The sequence below is a fragment of the Dyella amyloliquefaciens genome, assembly GCF_004296575.1.
In the GTDB taxonomy this organism is placed as follows: domain Bacteria; phylum Pseudomonadota; class Gammaproteobacteria; order Xanthomonadales; family Rhodanobacteraceae; genus Dyella; species Dyella amyloliquefaciens.
This window is the reverse complement of record NZ_SAYT01000001.1, coordinates 980706-1003434: the sequence shown is the minus strand read 5'-3', so window position 1 is coordinate 1003434 and position 22729 is coordinate 980706. Positions and strand designations below refer to the sequence as shown.

19 protein-coding genes are annotated in these 22729 nt (G+C 66.8%); 6 read left to right on the top strand and 13 right to left on the bottom strand.

Going from position 1 to position 22729, the window contains the following annotated elements; translation table 11 throughout:
- Positions 1-11: 11 nt before the first annotated feature.
- A complete protein-coding gene (locus tag EPB08_RS04130; RefSeq protein ID WP_130617757.1) occupies positions 12-743 on the bottom strand; it encodes a response regulator transcription factor in 732 nt (243 codons plus the stop codon).
- Between the two features lie 110 nt (positions 744-853).
- Entirely contained in the window at positions 854-1471 is a 618-nt protein-coding gene (locus EPB08_RS04125; RefSeq protein ID WP_130617756.1) for an arylesterase, read from the bottom strand.
- On the opposite strand from EPB08_RS04125, the gene EPB08_RS04120 reads away from it, so the two are divergent.
- The 3 genes from EPB08_RS04120 to EPB08_RS04110 all read left to right on the top strand — a co-directional run bounded on the left by EPB08_RS04120 (position 1470) and on the right by EPB08_RS04110 (position 5862).
- Positions 1470-2192, top strand: a complete 723-nt coding sequence (locus EPB08_RS04120) for an ABC transporter ATP-binding protein (protein ID WP_130617755.1) — start codon at positions 1470-1472, stop codon at positions 2190-2192. The genes EPB08_RS04125 and EPB08_RS04120 overlap by 2 nt on opposite strands.
- Positions 2193-2223: 31 nt before the next feature.
- Positions 2224-4707, top strand: coding sequence for an ABC transporter permease (locus EPB08_RS04115; RefSeq protein WP_130617754.1), 2484 nt, complete (start codon positions 2224-2226; stop codon positions 4705-4707).
- 63 nt (positions 4708-4770) lie between these two features.
- Positions 4771-5862 (top strand): SLC13 family permease, encoded by a 1092-nt coding sequence (locus EPB08_RS04110; protein ID WP_130617911.1) that lies wholly within the window; start codon positions 4771-4773, stop codon positions 5860-5862.
- A gap of 282 nt (positions 5863-6144) precedes the next feature.
- Here EPB08_RS04110 and EPB08_RS04105 read toward each other — a convergent pair whose 3' ends face one another.
- On the bottom strand, positions 6145-6921 hold the full coding sequence (locus EPB08_RS04105; protein ID WP_130617753.1) for a DUF4097 family beta strand repeat-containing protein: 777 nt from the start codon (positions 6919-6921) through the stop codon (positions 6145-6147).
- Positions 6922-7046: 125 nt separating this feature from the next.
- Here EPB08_RS04105 and EPB08_RS04100 point away from each other — a divergent pair, with 125 nt between their 5' ends.
- Entirely contained in the window at positions 7047-7583 is a 537-nt protein-coding gene (locus EPB08_RS04100) for a hypothetical protein (RefSeq protein ID WP_130617752.1), read from the top strand.
- 81 nt (positions 7584-7664) lie between these two features.
- Here the strand turns inward: EPB08_RS04100 and mazG are convergent, their stop codons facing one another.
- The 6 genes from mazG to gspN are packed head-to-tail and all read right to left on the bottom strand — an operon-like array spanning position 7665 to position 11812.
- Positions 7665-8480, bottom strand: a complete 816-nt coding sequence (mazG, locus tag EPB08_RS04095; RefSeq protein WP_130617751.1) for a nucleoside triphosphate pyrophosphohydrolase — start codon at positions 8478-8480, stop codon at positions 7665-7667.
- The gene (gene cysQ / locus EPB08_RS04090; protein WP_130617750.1) at positions 8480-9304 is read right to left on the bottom strand and encodes a 3'(2'),5'-bisphosphate nucleotidase CysQ; all 825 of its coding nucleotides are present in this window, start codon (positions 9302-9304) and stop codon (positions 8480-8482) included. Before cysQ ends, mazG begins: the two co-directional genes overlap by 1 nt.
- A complete protein-coding gene (gene nudE / locus EPB08_RS04085; protein ID WP_130617749.1) occupies positions 9301-9858 on the bottom strand; it encodes an ADP compounds hydrolase NudE in 558 nt (185 codons plus the stop codon). Before nudE ends, cysQ begins: the two co-directional genes overlap by 4 nt.
- A 14-nt stretch (positions 9859-9872) precedes the next feature.
- Positions 9873-10220 carry a hypothetical protein gene (locus tag EPB08_RS04080; RefSeq protein ID WP_130617748.1) on the bottom strand — a complete coding sequence of 116 codons (348 nt, stop codon included), beginning with the start codon at positions 10218-10220 and terminating at the stop codon, positions 9873-9875.
- 28 nt (positions 10221-10248) lie between these two features.
- The gene (locus EPB08_RS04075; protein WP_130617747.1) at positions 10249-11031 is read right to left on the bottom strand and encodes an inositol monophosphatase family protein; all 783 of its coding nucleotides are present in this window, start codon (positions 11029-11031) and stop codon (positions 10249-10251) included.
- The gene (gspN, locus tag EPB08_RS04070; RefSeq protein ID WP_130617746.1) at positions 11024-11812 is read right to left on the bottom strand and encodes a type II secretion system protein N; all 789 of its coding nucleotides are present in this window, start codon (positions 11810-11812) and stop codon (positions 11024-11026) included. The genes EPB08_RS04075 and gspN overlap by 8 nt, the downstream gene beginning before the upstream one ends.
- Before the next feature lie 61 nt (positions 11813-11873).
- On the opposite strand from gspN, the gene EPB08_RS04065 reads away from it, so the two are divergent.
- The gene (locus EPB08_RS04065) at positions 11874-13235 is read left to right on the top strand and encodes an adenosylmethionine--8-amino-7-oxononanoate transaminase (protein ID WP_130617745.1); all 1362 of its coding nucleotides are present in this window, start codon (positions 11874-11876) and stop codon (positions 13233-13235) included.
- Between the two features lie 9 nt (positions 13236-13244).
- Here EPB08_RS04065 and EPB08_RS04060 read toward each other — a convergent pair whose 3' ends face one another.
- Positions 13245-13592, bottom strand: a complete 348-nt coding sequence (locus EPB08_RS04060) for a hypothetical protein (RefSeq protein WP_130617744.1) — start codon at positions 13590-13592, stop codon at positions 13245-13247.
- Positions 13593-13762: 170 nt separating this feature from the next.
- Between EPB08_RS04060 and EPB08_RS04055 the strand changes: the two genes are divergently transcribed.
- Positions 13763-14497 carry a 16S rRNA (uracil(1498)-N(3))-methyltransferase gene (locus EPB08_RS04055; protein ID WP_130617743.1) on the top strand — a complete coding sequence of 245 codons (735 nt, stop codon included), beginning with the start codon at positions 13763-13765 and terminating at the stop codon, positions 14495-14497.
- A gap of 38 nt (positions 14498-14535) precedes the next feature.
- On the opposite strand, the gene EPB08_RS04050 is transcribed toward EPB08_RS04055, so the two are convergent.
- Genes EPB08_RS04050 through EPB08_RS04040 form a run of 3 tightly spaced genes read right to left on the bottom strand, consistent with a single transcriptional unit; the run spans position 14536 to position 22728 of the window.
- Positions 14536-15012, bottom strand: coding sequence for a chemotaxis protein CheW (locus EPB08_RS04050; protein ID WP_130617742.1), 477 nt, complete (start codon positions 15010-15012; stop codon positions 14536-14538).
- A complete protein-coding gene (locus EPB08_RS04045; RefSeq protein ID WP_130617741.1) occupies positions 15009-16667 on the bottom strand; it encodes a chemotaxis protein CheB in 1659 nt (552 codons plus the stop codon). Before EPB08_RS04045 ends, EPB08_RS04050 begins: the two co-directional genes overlap by 4 nt.
- Positions 16660-22728 carry an Hpt domain-containing protein gene (locus EPB08_RS04040; protein WP_130617740.1) on the bottom strand — a complete coding sequence of 2023 codons (6069 nt, stop codon included), beginning with the start codon at positions 22726-22728 and terminating at the stop codon, positions 16660-16662. Before EPB08_RS04040 ends, EPB08_RS04045 begins: the two co-directional genes overlap by 8 nt.
- Between the last annotated feature and the right edge of the window lies 1 nt (position 22729).

The window sequence follows — 22729 nt, the reverse complement described above, 5'->3', positions numbered from 1 at the left end:
CGTGGGTACGGTCATGCCGGCAGCGAGGCGGAGGCAACCTCCGATTCAAGATCGGCAAGGCGATACCCGGCGGAGTGGATGGTATGCAGCAGCGGACGGTCGAACGGTTTGTCGATCACCCTGCGCAGGTTGTAGAGGTGCGAACGCAGCGTGTCCGAGTCGGGCAGCGTGTCGCCCCAGATCTCGCGTTCGATGTCGCGACGGCTGACCACGCGCGGCGATTCACGCATGAGGATGGCCAGCAGCTTCAGCCCGATCGGCGAGACGGTGAGCTCCTGCCCGCTGCGCACGAGGCGCAACGTGGCCGTGTCGAGCGTCATGTCGCCCACGGTGAGGATTTCGGTGGACACTTGGCGACGATCGCGACGGATCAGGGCACGCAGGCGCGCTTCCAGTTCGCGCACCTCGAACGGCTTGACCAGATAGTCATCCGCGCCCGCTTCCAGACCCACAAGCTTGTCTTCCAGGGTGTCACGCGCGGTAAGCATCAGCACCGGCGTGGACTTCTTGGCATCGCGGCGGAGCTTGCGGCACACATCCAGGCCGTCCATGCCCGGCAGCATCAGGTCGAGCACCACTACGTCGTAGCTGTTGGAGACCGCCAGGTGCAGGCCGCTCACGCCATCGGCGGCGTAGTCGACCGAGTAACCCCTGCGCTCAAGGAATTCGCCGACCATCTCGGCGATCTGGCGATTGTCCTCGACCAAAAGAATCAGGCCGGATTGTTCGTCGCGCGCGCTCATCCCTACCTCCTGCAGCTGACTTCACAAAGGTGAACAGCTAACGACCCGCATCGTGAGGACCGCGTGAAAATTCCCAGCGCGATTCACGCCGGGTTGTGAGCGTGTTCACCTTAACGCAACAGCGGTGTCAACGGCGCCCAAACGTTGTCCAATACCCGAGGCTGGGCGGAGGCGATGGGATGCAGACCATCCTCCTGCATCAGCTCGGGCTTCAGCGCCACGCCATCGAGCAGGAACGGCAGCAGGGCGGTCTTCTTGTCCCTGGCCACATCGGCGTAGACGGCGCGCAGGCCGTCGCGGTACTGCGGGCCGTAGTTCACCGGCAGCTCGATGCCCAGCAGCAGCACCCGGGCCTTGGCCTGCTGGGCAGCATCGACCATGGCGGCGAGGTTCTCGCGCAACTGCGCCAGCGGCAGGCCGCGCAGCCCATCGTTGGCGCCCAGCTCGATCACCAATACGGCCGGGTGATATTTCTCCAGCAACGCGGGGAGACGATGGCGACCGCTCAGCGAGGTCTCGCCACTGATGCTGGCATTGACCACCGTCCAGCCCGGCTCCATCTTGGCAAGACGGTCGCCCAGCAGATGCACCCAGCCGGACTCGACCGGAATGTTGTGCGCGGCCGACAAGGAATCGCCCAGCACCAGTACGATTTTCGGCGGGGCCGCCTGGGCGGTACCGGCGATGGCGCCCAGCAATACGACCAGGCAACAAAGGATTCGACGCATGAGTGGCAGTGCCTCCGCTTCTTCCAACGGTGTTCTTCTGGATGCCATCGATGTTAGCAAGTCGGTCCAGGGTCCCGAGGGGAGGCTGGACATCCTCACCGACGTATCGCTGCAGGTGCGCGAAGGCGAAAGCTTCGCCATCGTCGGCGCATCGGGTTCGGGCAAGACCACCCTGCTCGGCCTGCTGGCGGGACTCGACACGCCGAGCCGCGGGCGCATTTCGCTCGACGGCCACGCGCTGGAAACCCTGGACGAGGAAGCACGCGCCGACCTGCGTCGGCGCCTGGTCGGGTTCGTGTTCCAGTCGTTCCACCTGCTGCCGGCGCTTACAGCCGAAGAGAACGTGATGCTGCCGCTGGAGCTGGAGGGTCGCGACGATGCCCGCACCCGAGCCCGAGAGGCACTGGAGGCCGTGGAACTGGCTACCCGCCGCCGCCACTATCCCGCACAGCTTTCCGGCGGCGAGCAGCAGCGCGTGGCCATCGCCCGCGCGTTCGTGCATCGCCCGCGCCTGCTGTTCGCCGACGAACCCACCGGCAATCTCGACCAGCGCACCGGCCACCACATCAGCGACCTGATGTTCTCGCTCAACCATGACCACCGCACCACCCTGGTACTGGTTACGCACGACCCCAAGCTGGCCGCCCGCTGCACGCGCCAGGTGGAACTCGACAATGGTCGCGTGATCGCACCGCGCGCCAACGCGGCGGTGGCGCAATGAGCCTGCTCCTGCGTTTGCCGGAGCGCACCTCGTGAAGCTGCTCACGCTGTCCCTGCGCACCCTGCGCCGCGAATGGCATCTGCCGGAGTTGCGCACGCTGGGCGCATCGCTGGTGCTGGCCGTGGTGGCACTGGGCGTGGTCGCCACGTTGTCCACACGGATGGAGCGCGGCGTGCTGGCCAGCGCCGCGGAACTGATCGGCGGCGACGTCGGCATCAGCTCGCCCCAGGCGCTGCCGGCAAGCTACGCCGAGCAGGCGGCACAGCGTGGGCTGCATGTCACGCGCAACGCGAGTTTCCCCAGCGTGGCGTTCGCGCACGAGCAAAGCCAGTTGCTCGACGTGCAGGCTACCGATGCAGCCTATCCGTTGCGCGGCACCATGGAGCTGCTCGATGCGCAGGGCCGGAGCGTGGTCGGCCATGGCCCCGCTGCCGGCACGGTCTATCTGGATCACCGCGCCCTGGTCGCCCTGAACCTCAAGCTCGGCGACGCCGTGCAACTGGGCGGCCGCGACCTGCGCATCGCCGGCGAACTGCTGCGCCAGCCCGATGGCGGTGAATTGGTGGCGATGGCGCCCCGCGCGCTGATGAACATTACGGATGCGGAGCAGGCAGGTCTCCTCGGCGTGGGCAGCCGGGCGCGACATCACCTGCTTGTCGCAGGCGAACCGGATGCGGTGCAGGGCTGGCGCAACTGGGTCGGAGAACAGACCCTGCCTCAAGGCGCCGAACTGATCACGCCCGAGCAAACCCAGGAACGCATGCGCAGCGCCTTCGACCGCGCCAGCGCGTTTCTGAGGCTCACCGCACTGCTGTCGGCGTTGCTGGCTGGCGTGGCCATTGCGATGGCCGCACAGCGCTATGCACGCCGCAAGACGAATGAAGTAGCTCTGCTCCGCGCATTGGGTACGCCGCGCCGGCAGGTCCTTGGTTTGCTGGTGGGTACGCTGGGGCTGCTTGCCGTGCCCGCCGTGACAGTCGGTGGCGTGGTGGCGCTGGGGCTCGCCCAGCTCACCTGGCATTTCGCCAGCCAGATGTTCACGACCGTGCCCACGACGCTGCCGCTCGGGCCCGCCACCGCAGCCGCCGTGATGGGGCTCGCCGTACTCGCCGGATTCGCCCTGCCGCCGCTGACGCGACTGGCGGAGGTACCTCCCGTGGCGGTGTTCCGCGAGAGCGCCGCGCGCCGTGTGCGTCGTTTCGATGCGTTGTACCTGGTGCCTGCCCTGGTCGCCCTGCTGCTGATCTGGAGCCAGAGCGGCTCAGCCAAGCTGGCCGGCATCCTCGCGGCCAGCCTGGTGGGCGTTGCGGTAGTGGCTGCCCTGCTATCGGCGCTGCTGCTGTGGATTGCCAGGCGCGTGGCGCCCGGTGCCCATCCCGCGCTGCGCCTGGGCCTCGCCGCACTGGCTCGGCGCCGCAGCATGAGCCTGCTGCAGGCCACCGCATTGAGCCTGGGCCTGGTCGCCCTGCTGCTGCTCGCCATCGTCGCGCCAGCGTTGCTGGAGGGCTGGCGACGCGAGCTGCCGGCGGACACACCGAACTGGTTCGTGCTCAACCTGCAGGATGACCAGAGGAGCGGTTTCGAACACTCACTCGCGACCATGGGCGGCCAGAAACTCAACATGCTGCCGCTGGCGGTGGGCAAGCTCACCGCGATCAATGGGCACCCGATCGACCAGCTCGGCTTCAAGGACGAGCGCGCCAAGGACTGGGCCGACCGCCAGCTGCGCCTGTCGTGGGCCTCGGAGCTGCCACCCAGCAACCAGGTGGTCGCCGGCCAGTGGCATGGCGAGCACCCGGCGCAGGCCGAGGTGTCGATCGATACCATGTGGCGCGACATGTTTGCCCTGAAGGTCGGCGACGTGATGAGTTTCAACGTGGGCGAAGGCCATATCGATGCGCGCGTGGGCAGCATCCGCAAGGTCGACTGGACGTCGTTCCGCGTGAACTTCTTCCTCGTGTTCGATCCGGCCCACGCGAGCGAGCTGCCACACACCTGGATCGCCAGCTTCTACCTGCCGCGCGGCAACGCCTCTTCGCTGGCGCAGTTGTCGCGCGACTACAGCAACCTCAGCCTCATCGACGTGGACGCGATGCTGGATCGCGTACGCGACATCGTGAACCAGGTCAGCGGCGCCGTGCGCTGGGTGCTCGGCTTCAGCCTGCTGGCCGGTGCCCTCGTGCTGGCCGCCGCGCTCGCCGCCAGCGCGCACGAGCGACGGCACGAAGCCGCCCTGCTGCGCACATTGGGTGCACGCCGCAGCCAGCTGCGCGCCGCTGCGGCATGCGAGTTCGCCCTGCTCGGTCTGGTGGCAGGCCTCACCGCGGCATTCGGTGCTGCTGGTACCGGACTGTGGCTTGGCCACGCCATCTTCCATATCGACAACTTCGTGCCGCCGCTGGGATCGCTGCTGCTCGCCGCCTTGGTCGCTGCCACCGTGGTGATGCTGCTGGGCCTGGCCGGCACGCGTCGCGTGAGCCATACCTCGCCCATGCGCCTGCTACGGGAAAACTGAGTGGGCATTGCAAACGACGATGCCAGTCACGTAGAAGGCCCGCTTACGCGGGTGCTCAAGCGCATCAGACAGGATTGGCTGCTCCTCGGATTCCTGTTGCTGACGATCGTCCTGACTGTGGTCGATCCACGGCCGCTTTCCGATCAGCAGCGCTGGCTGCAGCTGCCGACGCTCGCAGGCTTGCTGGGCCTGCTCATCTGCATCCAGGGCATCCGCGACAGCGGGCTGGTTCAGCATGTGGCGGCCGCGATGGTGGCGCGCGCGCATTCGTTGCGCATGCTGGGCCTGCTGCTGGTAAGCACGACGGCCGTGCTCGCCATGGTGCTCACCAACGACGTGAGCCTGTTCCTGATCGTGCCGCTGACGGTGGCGATCGGCCGCATCTCCAACATGCCGGTGATGCGGATGGTGGTACTCGAAGCACTGGCCGTGAACGCGGGCTCCACGCTCAGCCCGATCGGCAATCCGCAAAACCTGTTGGTGTGGCAGTACACGCACTTGCCTTTCCTGCAGTTCGTGTTGGCGATGCTGCCGGCGTTCGGCGTCATGTTCGCCCTGCTGGTGCTGCTGACCTGGTGGTGGTTGCCACGCGATCGCGTGATGCTGCACGCGGAGGATATCGACGGTCACCCCATCTCGGTAGCGCAAGCCGCGTTGTCCGTAACCGCACTGGCAAGCATGGTGCTGATGATGGAGCACAACCACGCCGTGCTCGGTGCACTGCTCCTGCTGGTGCCGTTCGCGCTGCTGGAGCGCGGCACGCTGGCGCGCGTCGACTGGCTGCTGCTGGCCACCTTCGCCGCCATTTTCCTGGGGCTTGGGCACGCTTCCGAACTGCCATTCGTGCAACACGCACTCGACAGCCTGGATCTGGATCAGCCGCTCACGCTGTACGTCAGCGGCATCGTGGCCTCGCAGATGATCAGCAATGTGCCCGCCACCGTGCTGTTCCTGCGCCACGCGCCCGACACGATGGCCCTGGCGGTGGCGGTGAACGTAGGTGGCTTCGGGCTGGCCATCGGCTCGCTGGCCAACCTCATCGCCTTGCGCCTGGCGAAGCAGCCCGGCGGTGGTCGGCTGCTTCACCAGGTTTCGGTGCCGTTCCTGCTGGTATGTGCGCCACTCGTGTATCTCGCGTGGCGCTGGCTGGGCTGAGGAACCAGGGCCTGTTGACACTATTCGCGTGGCTCCCGCCGGGAGCTGTTTGCCCGGCAGGCGAGGAAGAGCGAGGGAGTGTACGTCCGAACACGACTGAGCGATGACGCGTCATGGTGGGCAAACAGACCCTGCCCGAAGGGTGGTTCGTCCGTGGCCGCCCAGCGGCACCGCGCGGCTTGACCTGGCAGCCAGCCAGGTCAGCGCCACGCACTACCACTGCACGGCCACGGACGAACCACGCGAACTACGCGAATAGTGTTGACAGGCCCTAGGTAGCGGTCAGTCGTCGCCGCGGTCGCGCGGCACGCTGACCTTGCCCTGCACGCCGGAGTGGCTCACGTCGCCACTGCCCTTTGCACCCACCGTCAGGTCGCCACGCACGTCGTGCACGCGCACGTCGCCCGAGCCCACCGTGTCGATGCGCACGCTGCCACCCACGTTGCGAATGGTGACGTCGCCGGAACCGATGCTGCCCACGCGCGATTCGCCGCGCACGCCGTCGACCTTGACGTCGCCCGAACCGATAGAACCGATGTCGAGGCTGCCCACGTCATTGATCTCCACATCGCCCGAGCCCACGCTGGCGCTGAAGGGGCCGGAAATCTTGCTGATATGCACGTCGCCCGATCCCACCTGCGTGGAGAGCTTCTGCAGACCGGTCACCCAGGCGTCGCCGGAACCGACATTCAGCACCACCGGGATCTGCGCCGGCATCTGCAGGTTGAGGTTGAGGCTGGTGTAGCTGCTCTTGAACAGGCTGATCGTCATCACGCTGCGACTGCCGGCCTCGATGATCAGGCGGTCGCCTTCGCGCCGCTGGGTCACGGTGAGGGCATCCAGCAGCTTGGGATCGGATGCGCAGGCACGACCCGTGACGGTGCCCCCGGTGCCCCCGTTGTTGCCGCTGAGATGCAGGTCGTGACTGTGCAGGTCCACCTGCACCTCGCGGACACCGGCCAGGTCGAGCGTGAGGTTGCGCGGCGCCTCGTACTTGCACTCGTCAGCGTGCGAAGCCAAGGGGGCGAACAGCAGTGCGGCAAGAAGAAGGCGGCGCATGGGTAACTCCTGATTGATCGGACAGGCTTGGGATGTCGCGGGCGGCCAAAAGGTTTAGAGCCCGGGTCAACCCAGGCCGTAACGACACGTTTGAGACACAACCAACATCGTGGAGATGGATCGACATGCAACGCAAGACCCTGCTCACCTCCGCCCTTGTCCTGCTGGTGATCGCCGGCGGCAGCTACGCCATCGCCCAGGACGTCGCACCCAAGAGTGCGCCCGCCGCCAAGGCCATGCCGGCTGCCAAGGGTCCGCAGATGGGCCGCGGCGACATGCCGGACTTCACGGGTGGTCCCGGCTTCGGTCGTCCGGGCTTCGGGCGCCCTGGCCTTGATGGCCCGGGTTCACCGGTGATCGAGGACCTGCAGGCGCTCGAGCGCCTGTATCGCGAGAGTGGCCGCAGCAAGGAGCTGCAGACGTTGTACAACGATGTGTTGACCAAGACGCAGGATCCGCGCGTGCGCACCTACGTCTACCACCACCTCGCTCGTGCCCAGTCGGCGCCCGCCAACGTGGATCAGGCCATTGCCACGCTGCGCAAGAGCCTCGATGAGAACCTGACCAACGAGGCCAGGCAGCGTGCCGATCTCGAAAAGATGCGCAGCGATTGGGAACAACGCCGCGGCGCCATGAAGCCGGCACCGACCGCACAACCATAACTACAAGAACGACCGGCACCGCCGCCTTGGCGGTGCCTCACGGCTGAGGCACGGGGACCCCAGAACCCGTGCCTCCTTTTTTCAGGCAGCCGGCTTGTCCGCGCGCTTGGCCTTCTGCCACAGCGCTTCCTGCTCCGTCAGGCCACGCTCCGGCAAGGGCCGGCCTTCCTCGCGCGCCAGCTGCTCCATGTGGCGGAAGCGACGCTCGAACTTCGTATTGGCGTGACGCAAGGCCTGCGAAAAATCCACGCCGGCATGCCGCGCGAGATTCGCCACCACGAACAGCACGTCGCCGATCTCGTCCTGCAGTCGTTCCTTGTCACGTCCCTGCACGAACTCGGCACGGACCTCCTCGACCTCTTCCAGCAGCTTGTCGAGTACCGGCTGTTCGTCAGGCCAGTCGAAACCCACCTTGGCGGCGCGTTCCTGCAACTTCAGCGAGCGCTTCCACTCCGGCAGTCCGCGCGAGATGCCTGCCAGCGCGCTGTCGTCATGCTGCTCGCCTCTGGCCGCCCGCTCGGCGCTCTTGATGTCGTCCCACGCCTGCTTCTGCGCGTCGAGGTCTTCGTAGCTCTCATCGCCGAACACGTGCGGGTGACGGCGCACCATCTTGTCGCTGATGGCATCGGCGACGTCGGCGAACTCGAACAGGCCCGCCTCCTTCGCCATCTGTGCATGGAACACCACCTGCAGCAGCAAGTCGCCCAGTTCGTCGCGCAGGTCGTGCCAGTCCTTGCGGTCGATGGCGTCGGCGACCTCGTAGGCTTCCTCGATGGTGTAAGGCGCGATGGTGGAGAAATCCTGCTGCAGGTCCCACGGACAACCGCCCTGGGGATCGCGCAGGCGCGCCATGATGGCGAGCAGGTCATCCAGGCTGTGGCGAACGGCCTCGGTCATCACCCCTCCAGGTCGGCGGCGAGCAGGCGGGACTTCCAGTCGATGGCGGTATCGCCCACGGCGATGAATTCCGGATTGATCAGCGAATCGCCGCGGTTGTAGCGCAGCGGCTCGCCGGCGAGATCAAGCACGGCACCACCGGCCTCCTCGAGCACGCTTTGTGCAGCGGCCGTGTCCCATTCGCTGGTGGCGCCGCGACGCAGATAGACGTCCGCATCGCCGCGCGCCACCAGGCAGAACTTCAGCGAGGAACCCAGCGGCATCGACGCGTAACCTTCGCCGATCAGCTGCCCGAGCAGGGCCGTGCCAGCGCCACCATGCGAACGGCTGCCGGCGACGGTTGCAGGCTGGGTGAATCCGCGTGTCTGGATGCGTTGCCAGGGCGCATCCACGCGCGACTGCAGCCACGCACCCTGCCCGCGCGCCGCGGCATAGAGCTCGCCCGTCACCGGCGCCAGCACCACGCCGAGCACGGGCTGATGATGTTCGATGAGCGCGATGTTCACGGTGAACTCGCCGTTGCGCTTGATGAACTCGCGCGTTCCATCGAGCGGATCGACCAGCCAGTAGCGCGGCCATTCGCGACGCTGCGGCCACGGCGCCGCGCGCGCTTCCTCGGAGATCACCGGCAGGTTGTCATCGAGCCGGGCCAGTCCGGCGGTAATCACGCGTTGCGCGGCAAGATCGGCCGCCGTGACGGGCGATTGGTCGGCCTTGCGCTCCACCTCGAAATCCTCGCCGTACACGACGAGGATGGCGTCGCCGGCTTCACGGGCAATGGCAGCGATCTGCTGCAGGAGCATGGAAAACGGCGCTTGGCTCATGTCGGGGAAAACCGGCCGGCGAGATATTCGCGAGCCATGAAGAGGGCGGCGATCGAGCGACCTTCGGTGACGTCGTCGCGTGCGATCAGGATATGCAGGTCGGCGAGCTTCCACGGAACCACTTCCAGTTCCTCGGGCTCGTCGCCTTCCAGGCGTTCGGGATACAGATCCTGCGCCAGCACCACGTGTGCCATGTGCGTCATGTACGACGGCGACAACGACAGGTTGTGCAGGATCTTCAGTTTGCGCGCACCGTAACCGACCTCTTCCTTGAGCTCGCGATCGGCGCCCTGCTCGACCGTTTCGTCACGGTCGAGGCGCCCCTTCGGCAGGCTCAGCTCATAACGGCCGACACCGGCGCCGTACTCGCGCACGAGCAGCACGGTTTCGTCGTCCAGCATCGGCACGATGATGACCGCACCCAGGCCGCTGCCCTTCAGGCGTTCGTAGGTGCGCCGCTCGCCGTTGGAGAATTCGAGGTCGAGCTGCTCGACGCGCAGGAAACCGCTGTCGTGCACGTCGCGCGTCGCATGGATGATGGGTGGCTTGTGCATGGGTCGATTGTAGCTCAGCGCCCCGGAACCGCCGGAGGCACCGGCCGACCGCGCCCGGTCGCCACCGCCCAGACCAGCAGGCCGAACACGAGCCCGTGCAGCGCGCTCGTGGCGAAGCCTACAAAGGCCATGTTGCGGGTCAGCTCCACCATGGTCCGGTCATGCGCTTGCAGCGCCGCCGGGAAATAGACCATGTGGTACCAGCCGGAGGCGGCCAGCACCGCCATCTCGAGCACGCTGGCGAGCAGGAGCAGCATGGCCGCGCGCGGCATCTTCCGCCAGAACACGCCGGCCACCACGAGGCCCACGATCGCCGCCGTCAGCTGCGGCGACGTGCCGAGCAAGGCGTAGACGATCTGCAAGCTTCCATCCATTCGCGGCCTCTCCTCTTCAGCACGCCGAACGAAGGCGCTTCAGCACCCATGCATGGATATCCGGCGTACCGGCCAGCACGCTGCGGGATTCCAGCGTCAGCGGCTGACCATCCAGATCGGTGAACACGCCGCCGGCCTCGCGCACGATCACGGCAAGCGCGGCGATATCGAGGATGTTCACGTCCGACTCCAGCACGAGATCCAGGCTGCCCCGCGCCAGCAGGTGGTAATGGCAGAAGTCGCCGTAGCCGCGGATGCGGTTGGTATCGCGGATCAACGCGCCCAGCTCGGCCCAGCGCGCATCGGCGGTGAGCGATTTGACATTGCCGATGGAGAGCGATGCCTGCGCGAGTGCAGCCGTCGGTGCGACGTGCACCCGCTCGCCTTCGAACCAGCAGCCTCCGCCGGCGCCTGCCCACATGGTCTCGCCATAGATCGGCGCACTGGAGACGCCGAGCACCAGCTCGCCACGATGCATCAGGGCGATCTGCGTGGAAAAGAACGGCGTGCGCCGCACGAAGCTTTTGGTGCCGTCGAGCGGATCCACCATCCACAGCAGGTCGGGATTGCCTTCGTCACGCCCGAACTCCTCGCCGTAGATGGACGCCTCCGGCAAGGCCCGCTGCAGCACCTTGCGTATCGCCATTTCCGCCTCGCGGTCGGCGATGGTGACCGGCGTGTCGTCGCTCTTCAGCTCGATGTCTACTCCGCGTCGCCAGTAGTGCCGCAACACCTCAGCCGCGGCCTGCGCGGCTTCCCGGGCCGCATCGAGCGCATGCGCCAGATTCAGTTCACTCATGATTTCCCCCGGACACGGCGGCCACCAGGCCGCCGCTGTATTGGATGTGCGTGACGCCGTCGGCGCTGGTCGGCCCGAAAGCCGCGAGCCAGCGCACCAGCGCGGGCGTAGGTTGCCTGGGTGCCGCCACGGCATTGAAGCGCCACGCCAACGGGCTCAGTTGCAGACGACCGTCGATGTGCAACGGGCCCTTGCCACTGTCGTACAAATGACCTTCGATCACGCCGTTACTCCCGTGCATGGCCAGCTGCAGCGCGCCGAGCGCCAGTTCACCAGAACGGGGCGTGAGCAGCGAGGCATCCTGCCACTCGAAATGGGCGTCCACCGCCAGTGGCCATCCGCCCTGCAACTGGACGCTGGGCGCAACGACCTTCACGGTGCCGCGCGGCCTCCCGGCAGGAAGCGTGAGGCGCGTCCCGAGCAGCTCGAGGTCTGCTTTCATATGGACGTCCGTCCACAGCGCTTCGGTGGCACTGCGACCCTGCATGCGCCCGTGGAATTGCACCCGCGGCCCTCGCAGATCGACGAGCCACTGCGGACTACCCAGCAAGGCGCTACGCGAGAGCTGCCAATCGAGTTGTCCCAGGTCTTCGCCCTTGGCTGACAGGACGCGGCCGGCGTGCCCTCGCCAAAGCAGGCCGCTGACCTCCTCCAGCTGCACACCGTTTAGGCGACCCGCGATCAGTGGCACCACCCAGCACGCGGGCATGAACCAGACGAGGGCGAAGCCGATGAACAGCAGGCCCAGGAGGCCTGCCAATGCGATACGCCAGTGCTTCAAACCAATTCCCAGGGATTTGGAAGACTTGAGCGGGCATGCTCGAAACCCCGATCATAGCCGGATGAACACCTTCCCCGCTGCCGACGCGCTGGTGCGTCGAGACCTGAGCCACCTGTGGCACCCCTGCACGCAGATGCACGATCACCAGACCGTGCCGATGATCCCGATCGCGCGCGGCGAGGGGGCGTGGCTGGTCGGCACCGACGGCAGGCGCTATCTCGACGGCATCAGCTCCTGGTGGACCAACCTGTTCGGCCATGCCAATCCGCGCATCGCCGCGGCGCTGGCCGACCAGGCCCGCACGCTGGAACACGTGATCTTCGCGGGCTTTACCCATGAGCCTGCCGTGGCCCTGGCCGAAGAGCTGGTGCGCGTGACGCCGCCCGGGCTGGATCGCGTGTTCTACGCCGACAATGGTTCGGCCGCGATCGAAGTGGCGCTCAAGATGAGCTTCCACTACTGGCTCAACCAGGGTCACGGTGAAAAGACACGCTTCATCGCGCTCACCGGCAGCTACCACGGCGAAACGCTGGGCGCGCTGTCGGTCAGCGACGTGGCGCTGTATCGCAAGACTTATGCACCGCTGCTGCTCACCCCGATCCTCGCGCCCTCTCCCGACGCCTATGAGGCACAACCTGGCGAAAGCCCTGCTTCGGTGGCGCAGCGGCGTCTTGGCGAATTGCGTGTACTGCTTGAGCAGCACGCGCACGAAGTGTGCGCCGTGATCGTCGAGCCGCTGGTGCAATGCGCCGGCGGCATGCGCATGTACCACCCCGACTATCTGGCCGGGCTGCGCGCGCTGTGCGACGAGTTCACCGTGCACTTCATCGCCGATGAAATCGCCGTGGGTTTCGGCCGCACCGGCACACTGTTTGCGTGCGAGCAGGCCCGCGTATCGCCGGATTTCATGTGCCTGTCCAAGGGACTCACCGGTGGCTTCCTGCCACTTTCGGCGGTGCTCACCACCACCCACGTGTATGAGGCGTTCTACGCCGAGTACAGCGCCGGCAAGGCATTCCTGCACTCGCACAGCTATACCGGCAATCCCCTCGCCTGCCGCGTGGCGCTGGAAACGCTGGCGATCTTCCGCGATGAACCCGTGCTGGAGCGCAATCGCGAACTGGCGGCGCACCTGGCGCAGCGCCTGGCGCCGCTACGCGATCATCCCCATGTGTCCGCCGTGCGCCAGACCGGCATGATCGCCGCCGTGGAACTGGTGGCGGACAAGCGCCAGCGGACGCCTTTTCCCTCGGCTGAGCGGCGTGGCCTTCGCGTCTACCTGCACGGACTCACCCAGGGCGCGCTGCTGCGCCCCCTGGGTGATGTCATCTATTTCATGCCGCCCTATGTCGTGACCACGCAGGAGATCGATCAGCTGGTGGACACCGCCATCGAAGGCATCGAGCGGGCCGTTGCCGGCTGAGCGACGGACTTAGTGCCCGCCCTGGATGGTCACACTCGGGTCCAGCTTCTGCAGCGCTGGCCCCATGGTGGTTTCACCCGTGTTCTGGATGTCCTGCCGGTTGTAGCTGCGCCCAGGCACCGTAAGGCAACCACCGTGCTTGGCCGGGATCATGCTGCCCGTGCTCTGCAGGCAAGTACGGTCGCCGGGTTTCGGCGGCCCCTGGTTTGCCGGCGCCGCCTGGGCCTGGGTCTGGCCGTCCTGCAGCGCGTGCATGCTGTTGTCGCTGGCTGCGGTGGTGCTCTGCGCCATGGCCAGCGGGCTGGCCACGAGGGCGACGAGTGCACTTAGAAGGAGTGCCATGGTGGGCTTGTTCATGTTCCACCTCCGGGGACTGAGGGACTAATTCATCCTGCACCTGCATGGGCCAACTGGCAAATGCAGGCCGGTTGCCGTCGTCGCACGTTCAGCTTGTACGGTACAAGTCGCGTGAGACGCCCTGTCACGGGTCCGTTATGCTTTCCGTTTCGACCACCGTAGAACGCGCCATGCGCACCATTCGCATACACGTGGACCAGCCACTCGCTGTCGGCCTCGAACTGGGCCTGCCGGCGCAGGCGGGAGAGCATGTGGCGCGCGTGCTGCGGATGGCGGCCGGTGATCCGATCACCCTGTTCAATGGCGACGGCCATGACTATCCCGCCGTCATCCAGGCCGTCGGCAAGCGCGACGTGACCGTGCGCGTGGAGGCAGCCGTGGCTGTCGCTAACGAATCGCCGCTGCCGCTCACGCTCGCCCAGGGCGTCGCGCGCGGCGAGAAGATGGACCTGATCATGCAGAAGGCGACCGAGCTGGGCGTGGCCCGCATCGTTCCCCTGTTGACCGAGCGCTCGGAAGTGAAGCTCGACGCCAGCCGCGCGGAAAAACGCCTCGCCCACTGGCGGGCGGTGGTGGCCAGCGCGTGCGAACAGAGCGGACGCGCCTGCGTGCCCGAGGTAAGCGCCGCGCTTCCACTGGAGGCCTGGCTCAAGGGATTGGCGACCGACGGCGCCCTGCGCCTGGCGCTGCTGCCCGAGGGCACGCAACGGGCCAGTGAACTGCGCTTTACGACCGCCGGAGGCTTGCTGGTGGTGGGGCCGGAAGGAGGGCTCGGTTCACGCGACACGACCGCCCTGACCGACGCGGGCTTTGCAGGCCTCAAGCTCGGACCGCGGATTCTCCGCACGGAAACCGCCGGCCTGGCGGCATTGGCAGCCCTGCAGGCACTGCACGGCGACGTCTGACGCGACGCCGCCTCGCTGGAGGCGGCGCCACGGCTGGCTCAGCTGGCCAGTTCGAGCAGGTCGATCAGTTCGGCCTCGATGCCTTCCAGGTCAGGAATGACCGCAATGTCATCGCGGACCAGCACCTGTGCCTTCACGCCCGGCGGCAACGGCGCGCCGTCGTGGGTCGGGATGATCAGCTCGGCGTTGAGCGTGGTCAGGCGCGGGAAGCCCTGGGTCACCACGGCCACGAACGGCAGCTCGGCGTGCCCGCCGAGCGCCTTCAACACGGCAACGCGCACCGCCTGCTCGCTGTCGCCCTCGCCGGCACCCGCCAGCGTGCTGAACGACAGCAGCGGCACGCGCCAGCCACGCCATGCGATACGACCCAGCAACCACGCCGGCGCATGCTCTACCGGCTCGGGCGCAGGCAGCGTGATCACTTCGGCCACGGTCGCGTTGGGCAGCAGCAGGCGCAGGTTACCCACCGGCACCAGCACGCAGCGGATTTCACGCGGTAGCGGTAGCTCGCTCATCGCCGGCCCTCCATCGACATCTCCTCGACCAGGCGCGCCGCCAACTCGGCGGGCGTGCCGGAATAACTATTGAGGCGCTCGGCTTCGATGCCGTGCACCATGTCCGGGAAATGCGACTCCCCGGAAGCTTCCACCCAGACCTGGCCGCCGCGATCGTAGATGGCTTGCGAGCCACCCAGCGCGTCATTGGCCTGGCCTGCGAACACGATCGCCAGTGCGTTGCGACCGAACACGTTGGCCGCCATGGTGAAGCTGGCATCGATCGGTGAACTGCCACGTCCGTCCTGGCCATCCAACGGCTGCAGTTCCACGCGACCATCGCGCTGCACGCGCGCCTGGTGGCCGGCAGGCACGACCAGCACCTCACCCATGCGTGCACGTCCACCGTGGGCGGCGATGTTCACCGGCAGGTCGCAATGATCAGCCATCTGATCGACCAGCATCTCGGCAGATTGGCTACCCATGTGCTGAACATGCACCACGGTGGCGCGCAAATCGATCGGCAGGCGTGAAAGGAACGAGCACACCGCATCCGTGCTGTCGGAGGCCGCGCCGATCACCAGCACCCGGCTGATGGCGGCATCGAGATCGGTCAGCACCATTTCGTGCCCGCCCTCGTAGGCCTTGGGAGCAATCGCCTCCTCGATGGACACCAGCTCCAGCGTCATGCCGGGCTTGAGGAAGGACTCATCCTCGTTGCCGCCTTCGGGCGCGAGAAATTCCGCGGCGCTGAGCTTCTCGATGCCGTAATCCGCGGTTTCGACCGGCGCGACGATGGCGGACGCTTCTGTCTCATCCACCAGTGACCAGCTCGACGCCAGTCCCAGCAGAGACGACGGCCCCTTCTCCACGCTCTCGCTGGTGGTGGAAGGCAGGAACGAGTCGTCCAGCGGACTCAGCGACAAATGGTCCAACTGGAACGAGGGCATGGCCCGCGGAGGCAGCATCGGGGGCTCCGGTTCCACCGGCGCCGGCCCTTGCGTCGCCAGCGTGTCCACCCCGAAGTGACCATCGTGCAGCGGCGGCAATTCATCCTCGGCGACGAACTTGAGCGAGCCGAAATCGTCCTCCATGGCCTGCGGTTCGTCGGCCGCCAGCAGTGCCTCGAGCTCGGCGGCCAGGGTCTCGGAGACTTCCGACACCTCACCACCTTCGATCTCCGCAACAGGCTCTGCCGGGGTTTCAACGAAGTCGTCCACCGGCTCGAAGTCGGGAACGAACTCGGCGATCGCCTCGGGCTCTTCGGCCTCGGCGGGCGCGAACTCGTTCACTACCGTTTCCGGTACCGCCGGCGCGTCCTGCGGACGGGGCGGATCCAGGTCACCCTGCGCCATCACCTTCACCGCGAGATGGCGGGCCCAGCGCGCACGGTCCCAGCCGCCAAGCTGGCGGCTGGCCTGGGCATCGTTGAACACGACGCGCGGATGGTCGCCATCGATCACGTCGTAGAGGCGGTCGAGTTCGTCCTCGGCCTCCTCGTCCAGATTCACTACCAGCACCTGGGCGCCGGTGTCATTCAGCATGCTGCGGCTCAGCGTGGACAGTGCGCCTTCGTGCACGATCCGCGCCCCGTGTTCGCGCAGCGCTTCACGCAACTGGCCACCCAGTTCCACGTCGTCGAAGATGAGTGCAACCGCTGTCGACGACTCAGCCATTGAGCGACTCCACGGCACGCTGCTCCAGCACCTCGCCGATCTGCGCCAGCAGTTCGGCCTCCTGGTAAGGCTTGCCGAGATAGCGATCGACGCCGATGTCGAATGCACGCTGGCGATGCTTATCGCCGGTACGCGAGGTGATCATGATGATCGGCACGTCGCGCAGTCGCGGATCGGCCTTCATATGCGTCGCCAGCTCGTAACCGTCCATGCGCGGCATCTCGATGTCGAGCAGCATCAGGTCGGGCACGCGCTCGTGCAGCTTTTCGATGGCGTCGACACCGTCCTTGGCGGTGGTGACTTCGTACTCGTGGCGTTCCAGCACGCGACCGGTGACCTTGCGCATGGTGATCGAGTCGTCGACCACCATCACCAGCGGGCGCACGCGCGACTCTTCCACCACTGGCGTGGCGACGGCGCTGAGGCCCTCTTCCAGGCGCTGCAGGCGACGCGCGGTGCCATGGCGGACCAGCGGGGCGAGATCAAGAATGATCAGCACCGAGCCGTCGCCCATGATGGTCGCGCCGAGGATGCCCGGCACTGAGCTCACCTGCGGGCCAACCGACTTCACCACGATTTCGCGCGAGCCGATCACGGCATCGATGCGGATCGCGGCACGCAGGTCACCCGAACGCGTCAGCAGCAACGGCACCTGCTCTTCGTCGCTGGCATGGCTGGCCGCGATGCCGAGCAGATCGGACAGGTCGTGGATGCTGTAGTCCTCGCCGGCATACGGGAACACCGGCTCGGCCTCGGCCACACGCTCGGCCAGTTCCGATGGCGAGATGCGGGCCACGCCCTGCACCGAGGTCATCGGGATGGCAAACGTCGACTCGCCGATGCGCACCAGGATGGCCTGGGTCACCGCGAGGGTGAACGGCAGGCGCAGTACGAAGGTGGTGCCTTCGCCGGCCTTCGATTCGATCGACAGCGCGCCGCCGAGCTGCTTTATTTCGTTCGCCACCACGTCCATGCCCACGCCGCGCCCTGCGAGCTGGGTCACGGTGCTGGCAGTGGAGAAGCCAGGCTGGGTGATGAGCGCGAGCACCTGGTCGTCGCTGATGCGCGAATCGGCACGGATCAAACCGCGCTCGATGCCGCGCTTGTGGATCGCATCGCGGTCGAGGCCGCGGCCGTCGTCGCTCACGCGCACCACCACCTCGGTGGCTTCACGCGCGACGCGGATGCGCACGGCGCCCTCTTCCGGCTTGCCCGCCTTGCGGCGTTCGGCCGGCGACTCGAAACCATGCGCCACGGAGTTGCGCAGCATGTGTTCGAACGGCGCCTTGATGCGGTCGAGCAGGTTGCGATCCATTTCGCCGTGGGCGCCTTCGACGTACAGCTGGGCGCTCTTGCCTTCTTCCTGGGCGGCCTGGCGCAGCGTGCGGCGAAGGTTCGGCACCATGGTGTCGAACGGCAGCATGCGCGTGCGCAGCAAGCCTTCCTGCAGCTCCGAGCTCACGCGCGACTGCTGGATCAGCAGCGTTTCCGCCTGGCGGGTGAGTTCGTCGAGCATGCCCTGGATGGACACCAAGTCGGAGACCGACTCGGCCAGGGCACGCGAGTACTGCTGCAGCTGCGAGAAGCGGTCGAGTTCGAGCGGATCGAACACCGCCATGCCTGCTTCGCGATGCTCGCGCTGGAAGCGCGCGATGATCTGCGCTTCCGTTTCGATTTCCAGCATGCGCAGCTGGCTGCGCAGACGCTGCACGGTCTGGTCGAGTTCGACCAGGTTGAAGCGGTAGCCGGCCACCTGCTGTTCGAGGCGCGAACGATAGATCGCCACCTCGCCGGCATGGTTCACCAGCGTGTCGAGCAGTTCGGCGCGGACGCGGATCTGTTCCTGCGGCGCGCTCGTGGCTTCTTCGCGTTCTTCCGGCAACAGCTCCGGCAGCTTGATGCGTTCGGGGAACGGCACCACCGTCGCCGACACCGGCGCGGCGGGGGCCTCCACGGAACCTTCGCCCATGCCGAGGAAGCGATCGATCATCGCCTGCGGATAGGCGACGGCGCGACCCTGCGACACCTGCTGTACCAGGCTGTGCAGCAGATCGAAGCCTGCTTCCAGCGCGGCGATGAGCTCGCCGAACTGCGCCGACTCCGGATTCAGCGGCTTTTCCAGCGCCGTTTCAATGGCGTGGGTCAGGTCGCCCATCGGGACCATGCCGGCGATGCGCGCACCACCCTTGAGGGTATGCAGGTCACGCTGCAGTTCGGCGAGGTGCGCGGATTCAGTGGGCTCGACGCGCCACTGCGCCAACACGCTGTCGGAGTGGTCGAGGATCTCGCGTGCTTCCTCGATGAAGATTTCGAGCAGGTCCGGGTCGATCTGGCTCGGCAAGAGCATGCCTTCGCCTTCGAGCTCCGGCTCCTCCTGCGCGGCAACGGGCTCCTGCGGCGCTGCGGCCTCTTCGACTTCAGGAGCTTCCGCAACCTCGGCAACTTCCACCGGCTCGGCAGCGACCGGCTCCTCGACCTGCGGCTCGATGGCCGATTCGATGACCGGGGCGATCTCTTCGACGCTCTCCTGCGTCACCTCGATACCGGCATCCATCGGCGCGTCGTCCACCGCGACCACCACCTCCTCGGAAGCGGCATCGGACGTCGGCTCGTCCACCAGGCCAAAGGCCAGGGCTTCGTCGAAATCGATTTCTTCGGCGACGAGGCCATCTTCCGACGGCTCCGGCGCTTCACTGACCGGCGTGATCTCGAGCGATTCGACCTCGCCAAGCAGTTCGGCATAGACGTCGGCGAACTCGTCGTCGCTGGCAGCGGACGGTGCAGGCACCTCCACCGTCACATCGGCAGGCGACAGCTCTTCGGCAATCGGCAGATGGGCGTCGAGATTGAACTCGCCGAGTGCGGCGAGCAGTTCGTCCGCGTAGTTGTCGCCCGCAACATCGATAGGCAGAACCGCATCGGCTCCCAGGCCGGAAGCATCCGACAGTGCCGCGTCGAGCGAGGCGCCAAGCGCGTCCTCATGCGCGCTGTCGCTGGCGACGCCGCCATCCAGCTCGTCCGCGTGAGGCTCGAACAGCACGTGGGCCACCTGCGGCTCGGGCTGGCTGTCGCGCAGCTCGGTCAGGCGCTGGATCAGGCCATCGATATCCGGCAGCTGCGGCGACGGCGCATCGAACTGGCTCATCACGTGATCGACGGCGTCCGCGCTCTGGCTGAGCAGGTAAACACCTTCGGTGGACAGCGGAAGTCCGGCCGCGCGCAGGCGCTTGAGCAGGCTTTCCAGCGGGGACAGCAGCTGGGTGAGCAGCGGGATGTCCACCATCGCGATGGCACCGTGCAGCGTATGCACGGCACGCAGCAGGCCGTCGTCGACGCGAAGTTCGCCGTCGACGCGATTGATGTTGGTGCGAATGGTGGCCAGGTACTGCGCGACTTCGCTGCGCAGGATCTCCAGCAACACCGGATCGATCGGCGGCATCACCGGCGCCTCGATCACGTCCTCGGCCGGCACGACGAAAGGCTCGTCGACCGGTTCAAGGCCGGCCAGGCTGTCCGACGGAATGGACGCTGCCGAAGCGCTTGCACGCGGAACGCGACGACGCACCACGCGACGTACCGTTTCGGTGGCCACCGGCGCGATGTCTGCGATGCGCGCCTGCTCCTGGCCCGCCGAAATGCGCTCGGCGGTCTCCATGATCGCCGCGATCGGCGCCGTCACGGCGCGTTCGCCGGTCAGCGCGGAGCGCAGCTGCGGCAAGGCATCGATGGCGGCATTCACCACCGCCTGTACGCCTTCGTGCGGTGCAATCGACTGATCGAGCACGCGGTTGAGCATGTTCTCCACCTTCCAGGCGAACTCGCCCAGCAAGGTGGCGCCCACCAGGCGACCCGAACCCTTCAGCGTGTGGAACGAACGACGGATCGGCGTGAGTGCATCGAGCTGCGTCGGATCGGCCAACCAGGCCTGGCGCGCTGCATGCAGGTTGTCGATCTCTTCCTGCATTTCCTCCAGGAAGATGTCGCGGATATCGTCGTCGATGCCCGCGGTGCTGGTGTGGAAACCACCATCGACGGCCACGCCGCCGGCAACCGGTACCTCTTCGAAGACTTCTTCCTCGATCTCGATCCAGTCTTCTTCGCTGGCGCCGATGACTTCCTGCGGACTCACATGTTCCGTATCGGCCAGGCGCAGGCCGGTGATCTCGTGCGAGACAGGCTCCGGCGTCTCGCTGTGGCCCACGATCAGGCCGGACAGGTCCTCGCCATGAGCAAGGCTGACGCTTTCGGACAACTCGGGCTGGTTCGCCAGCGCAGCGGCAAGCGCGGCGTCGGCAGCCTTGGCGATGTGCTCCGGCGCTTCGTCCAGCTCATCGTGCTCGACCACGCGTGCGGCCGGCGGCGGCCAGTAGCCGAGCGTGCTGAGGCTGTGCTCGGCGACGTCGAGAATATGTTCCAGGCCACCGCGATGTTCGCGTGCCGCCTCGAGGTAGTACTCCAGTGCCGCGAGTGCGTCGGCCAGGTGGTCCATCTGCGCGCTGCTGGGCACGCGACGGTCCGCCAGCAGTTCATTGCCGACGAAACGGCCAATGCCTTCGGCCAGCTCGGCAGGGCGCGGCGCGGACAGCATGCGCATGGCGCCGGCGACCTCGTCCATCAGCGCGCCGACCTCGGCCAGCTGCTGCGACTGCCAGCCGGACTCGACGTAGGCGACGATGGCCTCCTTCACCTTGCCGGTGTTGGCGGTCGCTTCGTGCATCAGCGTGGCGAGGATGTGACGCGCCTCGCTGCGCGGCAGCATCGCGGTGGGGCTGTCGGGCGCGTACTCGTCCTCGGCACCCAGGCTTTCGATATGGTCGTCCAGCGACGCTTCCACGTAGAGCAGCGCACCGGCGACGTCGAGCAGCAGCTCCTCGTCTGGCGCACGCACTCGGCTGGCGATCTCCTCCAGCACGCGGCGCTGCTCGTTGACGACGCGACGCGGCACGCCCAGGGCAAGCATGCCCAGCGTGTCGCCCACGCGCTCGAGCACCTCGGTCTGACCGGCAAGCTGGGCGGGGTCGGCGTCGGTCTGGCGCAGGAACAGGTCCAGCGCCTCCTTCACGCGAAGGAGGTCGTCCTTCAACGCCTTGGCGACGGAATCGAGCAGCGCGCGATTGTGGCCCGACATCGAGCCACGCGCATGTTCCACTTCGCTCGCTTCCGGCAGCAACGCGTCGAGCGCGTACGCCTGGCGCAGCTGTTCCATGCGCGGACTGCCCTGGCGGACCTGGCCCACCACGTACAGCATCTTGCGCGCAAGTTCGTCGGCATCGCCGCCGCGCAGGCTTGCTTCGCCGTGCTCGACCAACTGGCGAATGCTGCGATCGACTTTGCCGATCAGCTGACGCACTTCGCCCGCCTGATTCTTCAGCGCACCATGCTGTACGCCTTCCAGCACGCCGGCGGCGATCCACCACAGGCGACGGCCGGGCACGCTCTGGCACCGCGCGGTGATGGCGTCCAGCGTCTGGATCATGCCGCCCAGCTGCTGGTCATTGCCCTGTCCGCGGAACCAGGCAAGCAGCTGCTGCTGGAAGCGCAGGCGCAGGTTGGTGATCTCGCTGCGCTGGCGCTCCACCGAGATGGTCTGCGGCGCATGCGGCGCCTGCGGAGGCAGCACGACTTCGAGATTGGGCGTGAACAGTGCCGATTCGTGCAGCGCCTGCTGTCCGCGACTGGAACGCAAGTCGTTGAGCAACGGCAGCAGCACCACCGGCACGTCGCGATGACCACCGGAGAGCCGCTCCAGGTAGTCAGGCAGCTGCATCAGGCCACGCATCAGCGCGGCGTAGGCTTCCTCGCGATCGGCCACGTGGTCTTCGAGCAGGGAGATGGCGAGCGTCTCCATCTCCTCGGTGACCATGGCTGCGCCGTACAGCTCGACCATGCGCAAGGTGCCCTGCACCTGGTGCAGATGGTCCGCGCAGGCGCGCATGGCACCCCGGTTGCCCGGGTTGTCGACATAGGACTCCAGCGCTTCGCGAGCGAGCGCGAGCGTCTCGTCGAGCTCGGGCTTGACCCACTGCAGCGTGGTGAAATCGATGTTGTCTTGAAGTCTCATG